Below are 14,303 nucleotides of genomic sequence, written 5' to 3'. Positions count from 1 at the left end.
CGCGAAATTTTTCACCAAGAACTCTGCGATCCTCTGCGCCTACTCAGCGCCCCTGGTGCGTTTCAAATTGCTACCTTTTTGAAGAGAAGAACAAGCGATCGCGAATATATATTGCTATAAAACCAGCTTATTTTTTATTTATATAAAGAGAAAAGGCGTTTTCGCGTAAAATCCCAGTGGCTATACCATCAAATTCACTGACGGTAATATCAGAATCCCGAATTGCTTCCTCCAACACTTCTGCCAAAATTTGCCGACTCCACTTTGCTGCCAAATAATACAATTCTGGAATTGAATGAGCATCGGAGGAATACATTAATTTACTAGTAGGTGTCAACTCCAACAGTTGTCTGAGGGTTGCACGCATCCCGGATACACTCAAAAAAGGTACTGCTAAACCGAAATCTAAATAGACTTGGGGGTAGACAGAAGCCAGATACCCAGCTTCCCGCATATAAGGATAAGAAGCATGGAGTAAGACAATAGGAACATGTCGATACTCGGGTGATTCCAAAAGGCGACGCAAGTAGAGAGGATTTGCCCATCGCAAATCTAAATCCGGATCGCCGTAGCCAGTATGAAATTGTACTGGTAGCTGATATTTAGCCGCAACTAAGAGCGCCTGTTGTAGCAAAAAGTCAATCAGGTGCTTATTTACAAGGCGCAGTGGTTGATGTTCAAATTGTTGTTTGAGGTCGTAAAAACTACAAGCTGCCGCAGCTAAAGAAACAGGTTGGATATCCAAGCCACTACGGTAACAAGCAATACTCTTAAAGCCAACAACTCCAGCAGGCGGTGGATCAATTTCGCTAATAAATCTTTCTAGGAATGTATCGAAATCATCAATTTCGGCAATCAGTTTTTCTGCCAAGACTTCCAGTCGCAAAATTCTTTTGACAGGAACAAATTTCTCATGCCACGATAGCGGCAGGATAGAGTCTGGTTGCAATCCATCATCTAAGTAAATTGCTTCTAGGTTGGCGGCGCTTAAATACAGTTTTGTTAACTGTTCTAACCCTAGGCTTTCCCGACGTGCTAATATTGCCTCTTCCTGTGGTTCACAGTTGAGAAAAGCTGCTATTTCCCGCAAGCTGCGCCGATAGAAAAAGGTATTGCGGGCATGGAGATTGATTATTTCTGGATCGTAGCCTTCGGTGAAGGCAGCAGCATAAGAACTACAGGCAGCTACTTCTGGTTTGAGCAGATTGTGGGCGTGTTGGTCAATGGCGGGGATGTCAAAAAGATTCATCTTAGACCTCCAACCTGCTCTGCAAAATGTAGTTAAAAGTACTTCAAATCAACCTTTTTATATTAATTCTTAAATAAGTTAGCGTGGTTATACGATTAACAAGATGAATATTTGTTAAGCTAAAGGCGCTGGTATGAGGAGTAATGTCAGCGCAATGCACTGGTTGTTGTCTGGTTCTTTAAGTGTAGAGACATTGACGGTTAATATTCAGGATTTGCCAGCATCGTTAAAAGGTACGAAGCTGGTGCAGATGTCAGATTTACATTACGATGGTTTGCGGTTGTCAGAAGAAATGTTAGAAAAAGCGATCGCCACCAGCAATGAAGCAGAACCTGATTTAGTTATACTAACTGGTGACTACGTAACCGACGATCCGACTCCAATTCATAAGCTAGTACTGCAACTAAAAAATTTACAAAGCCGCGCTGGTATTTATGCTGTACTAGGCAACCATGATATCTACTATCATCGCTCAAAAGCAGAAATTACAGATGCATTAACTAGCATCGGGATCGCAGTTCTTTGGAACGAAATAGCCTATCCACTAGGAGAAGAATTACCTCTGGTTGGACTTGCTGATTATTGGTCGCGGGAATTTCATCCTGCATCGGTGATGAACCAATTAGATCCTGCAAAACCCCGTATAGTCTTATCTCACAACCCAGATACTGCCGAATTTTTAAAACAATGGCGAGTAGATTTGCAATTATCTGGTCATAGCCACGGCGGTCAGATTGTGTTGCCAGGAATTGGCCCAGTAGTTGTTTACTATAAGCAGCTGGTTGACAAAATACCTAAAAGAGTGAGGCGAAGGATACCCTTTTTGAAAGGAAGTTTGGCTAAAGTGATGCGACATTGGGAATGGGCACAGGGGTTTCATTACGTCGGGACAAACCAGTTATATGTTAATCGCGGTTTAGGAACTTATCCACCAGGTCGCTTGTTTTGTCCACCAGAAGTAACTATTATTACCCTACAAGGTTAAGCAAAACTAAACTACCGCTATTACGACCGAACAATGTCAGTAACTAGCGGTAGTTTATTAAACATGCTATGGAATTATACGAGTTGAAATTCAGATTAGGAATAACTCAACTAATGTGGACGAGACTCGCAACTACAATATCCTCAAACTAAAGCATCCGTAATTCATTCCAGCTAGGCAGGCATTCTTGGCTGTGCGTTCAAAAACCTCCAAAACAACTAAATGAACTCAAGGCGAAAATACATTCTTCGGATGCAATAACCTAGGATTAGTTGCGATGAGACTAGAGGCGGAGGCACAAGCTCTAGCCTAAAGGCTTTGGTTAAAGGTTTTAATTTGTCTGTGCCTACTTTTTAAATTAGCATTGCTTTTCTTAATCAGGACTGTTATTTTACCAAATTTGACTAGCAGTAATTTTTTGCAATAATTGACAAAATATTGTGATATTGCTGATAGTCTTTGCTTAGATGCACATAAAATTTTCAAAGACTTTGGGCATGTACGATAGTCGCCTCTACTAAAAAATTGAGACATCTAATTTGTGAATGTATACAAGCTAAAACCCCCGAATTTTGGGGGTTTCGGATTCAAAGCCAGCAGTCGGATTTGAACCGACGACCTTCCGATTACAAGTCGGATGCACTACCACTGTGCTATGCTGGCGCAGGTTTGATTAAGTATGAACGCAAACTAGCTTTTGCTTTCAAAAGCCGCACCGATTTACTATCTTACCATAACCTAGCTAGTTGTAAACCAACAATAGCAAAAAAAAATTAGTTTCTCACTAGGTACACATAAACTTCTTTCACAACAGTACTTCTGCTATTTTGCGAACTTTAAGCACAGATAAGGTTGATAAACTAATATCAACATCACAATAACCTGAAACTCTAGGTTTAGATGTAGGAATATTTGGTACAGTTTTAAAGCGCTACTTTTTGCACGGCTGTGTACAGAAACGAAAAGACATAATTTTTCTTTACAAACTAGAAGCATGGCAGCGTTGAGCGGACGAGATTTATTAAGTCTGGCAGACCTCAGTTCCCAAGAGGTTCAAGAACTTCTGCAAATGGCAACCCAACTGAAATCTCAACAGTTGAGGTTACGGTGTCATAAGGTGTTGGGGCTATTGTTTTCTAAGGCTTCAACTCGCACACGGGTAAGTTTTACCGTGGCGATGTACCAACTGGGTGGACAAGTAATAGACCTGAATCCAAATGTCACGCAAGTTAGTCGTGGTGAACCCGTACAGGATACAGCGCGGGTTTTGGATAGATATTTGGATATTTTGGCAATTCGCACTTTTGCACAGCAGGAATTGGAAATTTTTGCCCATTATGCCAAGATTCCAGTAATTAATGCTCTTACTGATTTAGAGCATCCTTGTCAGGTTTTAGCCGATTTATTGACGATTCAAGAGTGTTTTGGCACTCTTTCTGGACTAACCTTGACCTATGTTGGTGATGGTAACAATGTTGCTAATTCTTTAATGCTTGGTTGTGCTTTGGTAGGCATGAATGTGAGAGTTGCCACACCGAATGGATTTGAACCAAATGCAACAATTATCGAAAAAGCACGCGCGATCACAGCTAATAAAACGCAAGTAATAGTCACTAACGATCCCGAAGCAGCAACCAAGGGTTCTCATGTGCTTTACACGGATGTTTGGGCAAGTATGGGGCAAGAATCAGAAGCAGGCGATCGCTTACCAATTTTCCAACCTTATCAAATTAATGAGCAACTGTTGAGCCTTGCCGAAAAAGAAGCGATTGTTTTACACTGCTTACCAGCCCATCGCGGCGAAGAAATTACTAATGAAGTCATCGAAGGTTCGCACTCACGCGTTTGGGATCAGGCCGAAAATCGCATGCACGTACAAAAAGCTTTACTTGCTAGCTTTTTAGGAGCAGAGTAAACAAGTAAAAAGTCAAAGGTCAAAAGTCAAAAGTAATTTCTTTTAATTTTTAACTTTTTACTTTTCTCTTTCCGTAGGGGGGTTTTTTGTAGTACTAATGTTCTAAGAACATTTATATTTACCTCCCTACAAATTTATGGAAAGACTAACAGAAGCGCAACGAGAACTTTACGAATGGTTGGCGGAATATATTCGACAACACCAGCATTCGCCTTCGATTCGGCAAATGATGCAGGCAATGAATTTGAAGTCACCAGCACCAATTCAAAGTCGCCTAGAACATTTACGCACTAAAGGATACATTGAATGGAGTGAAGGAAAAGCACGGACGATTAGAATTTTACGTCCCTTAAAGCATGGTATACCAATTTTGGGTGCAATTGCTGCTGGTGGTTTAATAGAACCATTTACCGATGCGGTCGAACATCTTGACTTTTCTAATTTGTCTTTGCCATCCCAAACTTATGCTTTGCGGGTAGCAGGCGATAGCATGATTGAAGATTGCATTGTTGATGGAGATTTAGTATTTTTGCGCCCAGTACCAGAACCAGATCAACTCAAAAATGGTACTATTGTCGCCGCCAGAGTGGATGGATACGGTACAACATTAAAGCGATTTTATCGCCAAGGCGATCGCGTCACCCTCAAACCTGCCAACCCAAGGTACAACCCCATTGAAGTACCTGCTATGCAGGTGCAGGTGCAAGGTTCCCTAGTTGGCGTCTGGCGCAGTTACAACTAACAGGGGGATGGGGAGATAGGGAGGTGGGGAGAAAAATTTCACCCCATCACCCCATCACCCCATCACCCCATCACCCCATCACCACTCTCTATTTATACGTAGTTCAACATCAATGTATCTGACACAACCAAAAGTCCGGCAACTGCCCACTTTCAAAACGGCGGTTGCCACAACTGGGGAAATCACCCTTCTCAAAATACCATTTGCAGGTGAAAGCAAGGGCAGTTATCAAACTCAACAACCATTACCAGGATGCCCAACAATGCCAGCATCTCTGCAATTGCGGCAATATCAGCGCCAAGCGGTAAATAGCTGGTTTGCCAACAACGGCAGAGGGACGCTGAAAATGGCAACAGGTAGCGGTAAGACTATTACAGCACTCTCAGTAGCTTGCGAGTTATACAAACAAATTCACTTGCAAGCATTGCTAGTGGTGTGTCCTTACCGCCATCTTGTTTCCCAATGGGCGCGAGAATGTGAAAAATTTAATTTGCAACCCATCTTAGCTTTTGAAAACTTACGCACTTGGCAAAGTCAACTTTCTAGCCAACTGTACAACGTCCGTTCTAGTTCGCAACCATTTCTCACAGTTATCACTACCAACTCCACCTTAATTGGCGATGGGTTCCAATCTCAACTTAAATATTTTCCCGAAAGAACTTTAATTATCGGTGATGAAGCTCACAATTTAGGTGCACCTAGGTTAGAAGAAAGTTTACCTCGCCGCGTTGGTTTGCGACTGGCTTTATCTGCCACACCCGAAAGATATTTTGATGAAACTGGAACTCAATCTATATTTGATTATTTTGGCCCGGTTTTACAACCAGAATTCACTTTAAAAGACGCGATCGCTCAAGGCGCTTTAGTGCATTATCTTTACTATCCCATTCTCGTGGAATTAACCGAAACAGAAAGCCGTGCCTATGCCAAACTAACACAAAAAATTGGACGGGCACTTTTGTATCGAGAAAAAGAAAATGTAGAACTGGGTAATTATGAAGATAACGAAGATTTAAAGCCGTTATTGATGCAACGCGCAAGGCTAATTAGTGCAGCAGAAAATAAATTAAACGCTTTGCGTGAGTTAATGGCTACTCGTCGCGAAACAACTCATACACTTTTTTATTGCAGTGATTCTTCTCAAGAAGCGGGACAGCGTTCTAGCTTGCACCAACTCAAAGAAGTTGCCAAAATTTTAGGAGTAGAATTAGGTTATAGGGTAAGCACCTACACTGCTCAAACTTCTCTAGAAGAAAGAGAAGTTTTACGCCGTCAATTTGAAAGCGGTGAATTACAAGGTTTAGTTGCAATTCGCTGTTTAGATGAAGGTGTAGATATTCCAGCTATTCAAACTGCTGTGATTTTGGCAAGTTCCGGCAATCCCCGGCAATTTATCCAGCGACGCGGACGGGTTTTGCGTCCACATCCAGGCAAAGAACGCGCCACAATTTTTGACATGATAGTTTTGCCACCAGATTTAGACAGAAAAACTTTAGAAGTGGAACGTAACTTATTAAGAAAAGAATTACGACGCTTTGTAGAATTTGCTGATTTAGCAGACAATGCTGGTGAAGCGAGAATCAAGTTACTTGATTTACAAAAACGATATGGATTATTGGATGTTTGAAAGAAGAAGGGGAAAGGGGAAAGGATATTGTCCTTTTCCCCGAATACCGATATTTCATCTGTATTTATCTGTGTGCATCTGTGGTTGAATATAAAAAACTGAAGTGATTACTATTAAACAACCAATAATTAACCACTAACCACTTTCAAAAAACTTGCTTTTCTTGACATTCAATCTAGTCTTAAGAAGCAAATGAAACAGTACCTCTACGGATGCGATCGCTCTGGTCTCCGTGGTTAGAATATCAAAAAATACATTCTTTTAATAAAAACATGAATAAACAAACGAATATAGATGACGTGCAAGAGCCAATAGCTAGTGCTGCACCAGAAGTGCGACAAATAATCGAACAGGTATGGCAGTTAGAAAAAAGCAGACTAGATAAAAAAAGTAACAGCCCTATCAATGATGATATTTTGAGAATTGTGAAGGAAGCAGTGCGATGAAGCTCATTTCAATTAAGCTGTGCAATTTTCGCTCCTTCTATGCAAAAACCCCAGAGATAGTGTTAGCTCATGGAGATGTTAGTAACACAACTATAATTCACGGTAATAACGGCGCAGGTAAAACAAGTTTACTGAATGCATTTACTTGGGTACTGTACGAAAAATTTAGTGCCGCTTTTGCTTCAGCAGAACAATTAGTAAATAAACGTGCCATAGCTGAAGCTAAAATTGGTCAACCTGTAGAATGTTGGGTAGAATTGTTTGGGAGCATGATAGTAAACGCTATCGGATTAAACGCTCCTGTCGGGTTTATAAAAACGAAAGTGATTTTGAGCCTGGTAAAACAGAGTTAAGTATGTGGGTGGGTAGAGATGATGGCTCGTGGTATTTTGTCCCACCCAATCAAAATTTAGAAGATATAATTAACCAAATTTTACCTAGTAGCTTACATCAATATTTTTTCTTTGATGGAGAGCGCATAGAACAGATTGTGCGTTCTGATAAAAAGGCTGAAATTGCCGAAGCCACCAAAATATTGTTAGGAGTTGAGGTAATTAATCGTTCTATCAGGCATTTAAGCGAAGCCAAGAAAACTTTAGAAAACGAATTAAAAATTATTGGTGACTCAGAAACCAAACAGCTTTTAAGACAACAGGCAAAAATAGAACAGGAAATTGAGCGAATCAATAACAGGCAAACAGAAATTAAACAAGAGTTAGAATATCAACAAACTATCAAAAAAGAAACAAGTAACCGTTTGCGAGAACTCAGCGCCGCCAAAGAATTGCAAGAAAGACGGCAAAATTTAGAATCGCAAAAATCAGCAAATCATGGAGAACTGAAAAAAAAGTGGGAAGCACTGAAAAAAGCAATTTCCACACGGGGATATACGGTATTGCTATCAGAAACAACAGTACAGTTTCGGGAAATAATTGAAGATTTAAAACAGCGAGGCGAGTTAACCTCTGGGATTTCACGGGAATTTTTACATAATTTACTAAGTTCTCAACGCTGCATTTGTGGAGCAGAATTACAGGAGGGAAATCACTCGCACGAAAATGTCAAAAGCTTGCTAGATAGAGCCGGTTCATCAGTAGTAGAGGAAACTGCTATTCGCATGAGCGCTCAAGTTGATGAAATAGATAAACAAGCAGTAGGATTTTGGGAAGAGATTGATAGAGAACAAGCGGAAATCAATCAGTTAAGACAAAATATATCTCAAATAGAAGCAGATTTAGATAACATTCAAGAAAGATTGCGAAAAGATCCAAGTGAAGAAATTCGCAATCTACAAAAACGCTTGGATGAAATTGAAGAAAAAATTACAGATTTAACCTTAGAACAAGGTGCAAACCAACAGCAAATAGCTAATTATAAAACGGAAATAGAAAGCCTAAGCAAACAAATCGCCAAGCAGAAACTGAATGAAGAAAGGCAAGCGCTAGCACAACGACGCATTGCGGCTACCCAAGATGCTATTGAACGTTTAACTTTAGTAAAGTCACGACAAGAGCAACAATTTCGCTTACAACTAGAAAAGCGAGTACAAGAAATATTTAGTGAAATTTCGTTTACACCTTACACTCCTAAAATTAGTGATAGATATGAGCTAACGCTGGTAGAAAATACAGCAGGTATAGAAGCACCAGTAGCAGCTTCCACTGGTGAAAATCAAATCCTCAGTTTATCGTTTATCGGCGGTATTATCGACAGAGTAAGGGAATGGAGTCAAAGAAAAATGTTAATGGTGCCAGATACTAGCACTTTGCCGATAGTCATGGATTCACCCTTTGGTAGTTTGGATGAAGTTAATCGTCGACAGATTGCTAGAATAATTCCTAAATTAGCAAATCAATTAGTCGTATTGGTGACTAAAACGCAATGGCGGGGTGAAGTAGCAGCAGAAATAGCAGAGAAAATAGGTAGAGAATATGTATTGGTTTACTATTCTTCCAAACCTGATTGCGAACAGGATTATATTGAGTTGGGAGGAGAGAGATATCCTTTGGTTAAACAAAGTCCGAATGAATTTGAATACACAGAGATTATTGAGGTAAATAGTGTAAATTAAAAGATACACAAAGATGCACACTAATAAATTATTTGTGTTAATATGTGTGCATTTTTTTCGCATGATAAAAAACTCAATTTTGCTAAGCATGAAAATTATTTTACTCTTTGTGTCTTGGTGTCTTCGTGTTTCAAAAATGTTTAACCACTAAGACACAAAGGCACAAAGTATTGTCAGATCGTAGTAGGTTAGCGATTTTGAGATTGAGTAAACTAATGTATAATTTGAAGGATTAGCAATGAAAACCCCATCCATTCCCAATACAGGTCGTATACTAGATTACTGGCTTGGTGGTTCTCATCACTTCCCAATAGACGTGGAAGCTGCTAAAGTTTTCGATACGGTATATCCCAACTTCCCAACCGTTTTTCGTACTTTGCGAGACTATATAGGACGTGTCTGCCGTTATATTGAATCACAGGGAATAAATCAGTTTCTTGTTTTCGGTTCGGGAATTCCAACTTGTGGAAATGTGCATGAAGCAGTGCCGCAAGCTAAAGTCCTTTATACTGACATTGATGCAATTAACATCGAACTAGGTAAGGAAATCCTCGCCAATAATCCGAACGCTGACTACGCATTTTGTGATGCCACAAACTTTGATACCCTTAATCGATCAATAGTCACTCAAGTACTGGGATCAATTCAGCGTCTAGGTATAATTTTTATTGGTGTCTCCGCTTTTATCCCTGATGAAACTCTAGCTAATGTGCTTGATACGCTTTATGATTGGGTTCCTGCGGGAAGTTTCCTAGCATTGGACTTTGATGGCGAGGCGGGAATGCAGTATCCCAAAGTCTTAGAATTGCTTGAATCAACAGGTGAGCCTTTATATATGCGGAACCCTACAACAATTCGTCCATTGCTTGGACGCTGGCGATTAACTACTCATGACATTGTACCAGTTGCTGCATGGCAGGCTGAACCATCATCTATTCTAGTTGAGAATAAAGAGCCAGTTTTTATGTATGGTTGCGTTGCTTACAAGTAAACACTTGATGATTTCGCTTATGGGTTTTTAAGAATGCTGTATTTTATTACACGGATGTAAATAGGGTGCGATCGCTTGTTTGGATAAACGAACCGCCATAGACGCGCAAGCGGCTTCCCGCAGGGTAGACGCCAAGGACGCCAAGACGAGAGGAGTGCGATCGCACTGGCGCAGATATGTTCAGAAAAATGAACCGCAGAGAGACAAGACTAAGTAGACGCTTAGCAACTTAATCGTTAGACATCACTTTTGGCTTTCGGTTAAAATTGCAACAAAGTATATATCAGAACAATGGCTGCAAATAGAATCAAAATTGCCAAAGACAAAGTTGAGTTAGTGAAAGCTCTAGTAGCATCAAAGGATACAACTGGCCCTTTCCAAACGTATGTAGAAGTGATGGTATTTGCAGCGGCGTTGGGGACAAAGTATAAAAAGCGAGTTCCTTTGGAGGGAATCGCTAAAGATTTATCTCCACTCCGACAGGATTATTTTGCTACTAGCTTCACTATGTTAATTAATTTGTTGGCTATCACCGAAACAAAAGACATTAAAATTCTAGGCGATGACGATACAGCTGACGAGCAGCGCATCCATATTTTTGAAGAGTATGCTAATGGTGGATTGGAAATTTTGCAAAATGAACTACGAGGAGCGGTAGACTACTCAGAGCGACTTTTATTGATTCTAAGTTCTGAAAGATTTAAGCAAAAAAAAGAAGATGAGGAATTCGATTTAAGTAAATTCCTCTCTTGAGTTACCGTATGAGTGCCTTTTGTTAAAAACTTAAACTTTGTGTTATATTACTCCACTATTCTGTATCAAGCTTATCCTCCTCAGATACTTGTTTAGCTAAAGACTGACTGTACAATTCAGGCAATCCAGCAGCAAGTACAGCAGAAAATCTGTCACGAACCATTATATCTTTTCGTTGATTAGTCATTTTTTCATGGTCTTTTCCATAAAATGGAATAGTATCAAAACCTTTGTATAATGCTTTATAAGCATCAGCACATCCAGGCCACTGTGTTTTATTTGTATCTGCACTAAAAAAATTTAATAGCTTTCGCCTGGATAAAATTGGAAGACTATTGTCAGAGTCAATTTCTGTCTTGCGAGAGCCGAAGTACCATAAGGATAATAAGAAATATATTCTATCTTCTACTGCTCTTGCAACTTTGATTTTGTCATTTCCAGGGTTTATGGCTACAAATGTCCATAGTCGAAAGGGATAATCTGCCAAATTGGTATCTACTCTAATAATCCCCTTGTCATATAGCCTATCTAGAAATTTCAAAACATCATCTATATTGCCTAAGTTAGTATCTTTACCTTTATAGTCAAATTCAACCATTCGTCCCAAACGAACCATAGCCTTTTGGAATATAGCTTTGAAAGCCCACTGATTTTCTTTCATGCTAGCAATAGCATCTTGATGAACCAGTATTTCTCGTTTGTTCCAATCACTATCTCTAGCAAGCTCCTGCTCTCGAATAATCACTTTATGTTTATTTGTTTGAGCTTGGAATTTCCCAAAAGTACCCTCAATCAAATTATGCTCACGAGCATATTTAAGCAGGTTGCTGTATGGCTTGAATTCTAGTAAAAGTTTCAATAACCAGGGACGAAAGTTGATTTTAAAACCTTTTATTGCGGAGTCAAGGTAGTTCTCTGGTATTCGCGCTAATGGTGTCACAGGTTCTCCATCTTCATCGCAGTAATCTTCTACATAATATTCTCGTAGAGAACGCCCTTCATACTGAACTTCGTTTGAGAATATTAGCATTTTGTATCAACCGTACCTGAGAGTAAATGATCGAAGAAATAGCCTAGATAGAATATCTTCAATTAGTATTTCTGAGGTCAGTTCAGAGATTTCGCTCTCTTCATAAACCTGATTATCCAATTCTTCATCATCAGTATCATATGGAGGAATTCTTGATTTACTAGCTGAAGTGTAAACCAATATCAGCCTGCACCTATTAATATTGTGACCAGCAGCCGCAAGGCGATCGCGTAAAATACTTCCTTCGCTAAGATGGTTACGAATTCTAAAATATAAATTCGTCGTCTTTCCTATATATAGCGGTTGCTGAAATATAAGGGAGTTGTTTAGGAGCATAAAGAGCAGTTGACGAAAAGATGAGTCGGCAGCTAACTCTTTCAACAAAAGTTCTTTAGAAAATGAATTGTCTGGTTGAAGTCTTATCCTATGTGCTGGGGGAAGTCTTGTCTCTCGGGGAGCAGAGTGATCTTTAGAAAGTTCCTTAAGAATATAATTAACGAAGACTTCAGGATCATGTCTTGCACTAGGATCAATCTCAAAGCGACGATACCAAGCGTAGACACCACCAATATGATTGGGGATGCGGCTTAAAACCGCACTATTCCCACGCATCTGCGTTAAATCGTACAAAATTACGTTTTCACTTAGCTGTTGCACAGCATCATTGCCATGTAGCCATGCCACAAATTAGACTCCTTTAATACATTACGTACCAAAGTAGCATAACAATTTATCCCAAGGCGAGTAATTGTTAGTAACTACAAAATAGATGGAAGTCCTACCTGCTTGGGTTCCACAAATTTACCATCAAAACCTATTGTTTTATTTTCTACCCTTCTAGCATCAGCCAAAGCCTTACGAAGTTCTGCACGTTCCATTTGATCCTGAATTCCACCCAAGATATAAATCAGTAACTTCGTCGCCAGATCCCGTCCAGCCACCTGCACCCGCTTTTTATTTGGATCATATAAAACGCCGTACCAAATAGACTGCGGGAACTCCATTCCACTAAACCCGCCTTGCTGATCGAACTTCCGCAGTTTCTTAAAAATGTCTTCCAGCTTAAATCCTTTCCGGAAAATCAAGATGCCCAAAGCTTGCGCTAAAGCGACTTGACCAACAGGACGCAAAAGCATATTTCCTTCGCCTCCATCCTTTTCAAAGCTGAATCGTCGCAAGGCTGGTGTATCTTCATCTTCTAAAATCTTATAACTGGGAAGGCTTGCTAAATAATCAAACAGCTTGTGAAACTCCTGTATTCCCTTCTCAAGTTCCTCATCCTCTGGACGCATGGGAATTAGACCCTTGTCTAAGGGTTTCCAGTGAGGGAACTTTTGTCCCAAGTATCGTTCAGACATATCTTTAAGTGCTTGCAGTGTTGTCAAAACTGTTGACTTGGCTGCAACCGTCGCACTATTCCAATTCACGCGAGGCTTTCGGGTTTCCCGTTGTTCCAAAAGCGGATGCGTCACGGCGATTTTTCTGGCAACAATCGAAAAACCATCATCCTCATTCAGCTGTGCTAACTGACCTTTAGTCAAAGGTGCAGCCATCAGGTTGACATGAACAAAGATACTTCTCACCCGTCGTCTTGCCTGTTCACGAGTTTCTCCTTTCTCAACCGCACAGATGAATTCAATACCGATTTTTTCTTTAGGCAAGCTTTGCAGATGAGCAGGCTGGACATGATACTGTTCAATCAAGTCAGCCACTTCAATAAAAGTGTCGTCAGGGCTTTTATCCTTCTTGTAACGTTGAAGTTTGCCAGTTTTCAGCAACTCCATCAACCCCTGCACCCCCATTAGTCGATGCTGACCATCTAGTGCATAAATGGTCACATTATCTTCAGAAATGTTTAATAAACCTACCTTACCTTCATGATCTAAAGGGGTAAAAACTGTGGTAGACTTCATAGCCATTCCCTGGCTATCCCACTCAGCAGCTTTGGGATTATCCACCCACGGTTGGTTAATCACTACTAGCACAGGCGGAAACTTGTGATTTTTTCGACCTGCCAAATACTGCGCTAAGGGTAGTTGACGTGACCAATCAAGCGGACGCTGCTGAATCTCGTCAATACTTTCCGCGTCAATCTCGATATTATCCGTTTGAGAGTTGTATTTTTGCTGAAGCAGGGGTAAAGCAGACGCAAAGCGAACCCGACCCGCAAACCATTCTAAGGTAACAGAGCCTACATATGCCTCAGTCCCTCCCATCTCAGTTTTTTGAACCAAAATCTGGTCTTTTTGGTTCATAAACTTTTCTAGCAGAATAGCTAGTACCTGTTTATCCTTGTTTTCTCGTTCTAGATACTCGCTGGCAATGTCAGCAGTTGGGTAAATTGCACTTTCATCCATATTAGTTTTTAAAATCTAGAATTATAAACCAGATTAATTTTCTACAAAAATGGATCTAATTAGCAAGGTTTTTAAAAACCTTTAAGGTTTACAATACTAGCGTTGCACTTGCAGTACACAATCTTCTCCCCTCCTCG

General features: G+C 40.2%; 11 protein-coding genes, 1 tRNA gene and 1 pseudogene. 8 read left to right on the top strand and 5 right to left on the bottom strand.

Annotation, left to right across the window (positions count from 1 at the left end; genetic code table 11):
- Positions 1–127 precede the first annotated feature (127 nt).
- Entirely contained in the window at positions 128–1,249 is a 1,122-nt protein-coding gene (locus FIS9605_RS0107085; RefSeq protein ID WP_026731968.1) for an amidohydrolase family protein, read from the bottom strand.
- Between the two features lie 154 nt (positions 1,250–1,403).
- Between FIS9605_RS0107085 and FIS9605_RS0107080 the strand changes: the two genes are divergently transcribed.
- Positions 1,404–2,234 (top strand): metallophosphoesterase, encoded by an 831-nt coding sequence (locus tag FIS9605_RS0107080; protein WP_026731967.1) that lies wholly within the window; start codon positions 1,404–1,406, stop codon positions 2,232–2,234.
- A gap of 591 nt (positions 2,235–2,825) precedes the next feature.
- Here the strand turns inward: FIS9605_RS0107080 and FIS9605_RS0107075 are convergent.
- A tRNA-Thr gene (locus FIS9605_RS0107075) sits at positions 2,826–2,897 on the bottom strand.
- A 331-nt stretch (positions 2,898–3,228) separates the two neighbouring features.
- On the opposite strand from FIS9605_RS0107075, the gene argF reads away from it, so the two are divergent.
- The 7 genes and pseudogenes from argF to FIS9605_RS0107040 all read left to right on the top strand — a co-directional run bounded on the left by argF (position 3,229) and on the right by FIS9605_RS0107040 (position 10,779).
- Positions 3,229–4,149, top strand: a complete 921-nt coding sequence (gene argF, locus FIS9605_RS0107070; RefSeq protein ID WP_026731966.1) for an ornithine carbamoyltransferase — start codon at positions 3,229–3,231, stop codon at positions 4,147–4,149.
- A gap of 136 nt (positions 4,150–4,285) precedes the next feature.
- A complete protein-coding gene (lexA, locus tag FIS9605_RS0107065) occupies positions 4,286–4,891 on the top strand; it encodes a transcriptional repressor LexA (RefSeq protein ID WP_026731965.1) in 606 nt (201 codons plus the stop codon).
- Between the two features lie 112 nt (positions 4,892–5,003).
- Positions 5,004–6,518 (top strand): DNA phosphorothioation system restriction enzyme, encoded by a 1,515-nt coding sequence (locus tag FIS9605_RS0107060; protein ID WP_026731964.1) that lies wholly within the window; start codon positions 5,004–5,006, stop codon positions 6,516–6,518.
- A gap of 272 nt (positions 6,519–6,790) precedes the next feature.
- The gene (locus FIS9605_RS43915; protein ID WP_197036007.1) at positions 6,791–6,964 is read left to right on the top strand and encodes a hypothetical protein; all 174 of its coding nucleotides are present in this window, start codon (positions 6,791–6,793) and stop codon (positions 6,962–6,964) included.
- Positions 6,961–9,035: pseudogene (locus tag FIS9605_RS36440) on the top strand (AAA family ATPase). The gene FIS9605_RS43915 and the pseudogene FIS9605_RS36440 overlap by 4 nt, the downstream one beginning before the upstream one ends.
- Before the next feature lie 238 nt (positions 9,036–9,273).
- Positions 9,274–10,026 carry an SAM-dependent methyltransferase gene (locus tag FIS9605_RS0107045; RefSeq protein ID WP_026731963.1) on the top strand — a complete coding sequence of 251 codons (753 nt, stop codon included), beginning with the start codon at positions 9,274–9,276 and terminating at the stop codon, positions 10,024–10,026.
- A 291-nt stretch (positions 10,027–10,317) separates the two neighbouring features.
- The gene (locus tag FIS9605_RS0107040) at positions 10,318–10,779 is read left to right on the top strand and encodes a DNA phosphorothioation-associated protein 4 (protein WP_026731962.1); all 462 of its coding nucleotides are present in this window, start codon (positions 10,318–10,320) and stop codon (positions 10,777–10,779) included.
- Between the two features lie 55 nt (positions 10,780–10,834).
- Here FIS9605_RS0107040 and FIS9605_RS0107035 read toward each other — a convergent pair whose 3' ends face one another.
- From FIS9605_RS0107035 to FIS9605_RS0107025, 3 genes are all read right to left on the bottom strand, one after another.
- The gene (locus tag FIS9605_RS0107035; RefSeq protein ID WP_026731961.1) at positions 10,835–11,809 is read right to left on the bottom strand and encodes a hypothetical protein; all 975 of its coding nucleotides are present in this window, start codon (positions 11,807–11,809) and stop codon (positions 10,835–10,837) included.
- A gap of 6 nt (positions 11,810–11,815) precedes the next feature.
- Positions 11,816–12,493: a GIY-YIG nuclease family protein gene (locus FIS9605_RS0107030; protein WP_026731960.1), complete on the bottom strand. Its 678-nt coding sequence runs from the start codon at positions 12,491–12,493 to the stop codon at positions 11,816–11,818.
- A 74-nt stretch (positions 12,494–12,567) separates the two neighbouring features.
- The gene (locus tag FIS9605_RS0107025; RefSeq protein WP_026731959.1) at positions 12,568–14,166 is read right to left on the bottom strand and encodes a DGQHR domain-containing protein; all 1,599 of its coding nucleotides are present in this window, start codon (positions 14,164–14,166) and stop codon (positions 12,568–12,570) included.
- Positions 14,167–14,303: the final 137 nt, after the last annotated feature.

This window comes from Fischerella sp. PCC 9605 (assembly GCF_000517105.1).
In the GTDB taxonomy this organism is placed as follows: Bacteria; Cyanobacteriota; Cyanobacteriia; order Cyanobacteriales; family Nostocaceae; genus PCC9605.
Note: the sequence above shows the minus strand (reverse complement) of the source record. Positions and strands in the feature narration are given on the sequence as shown.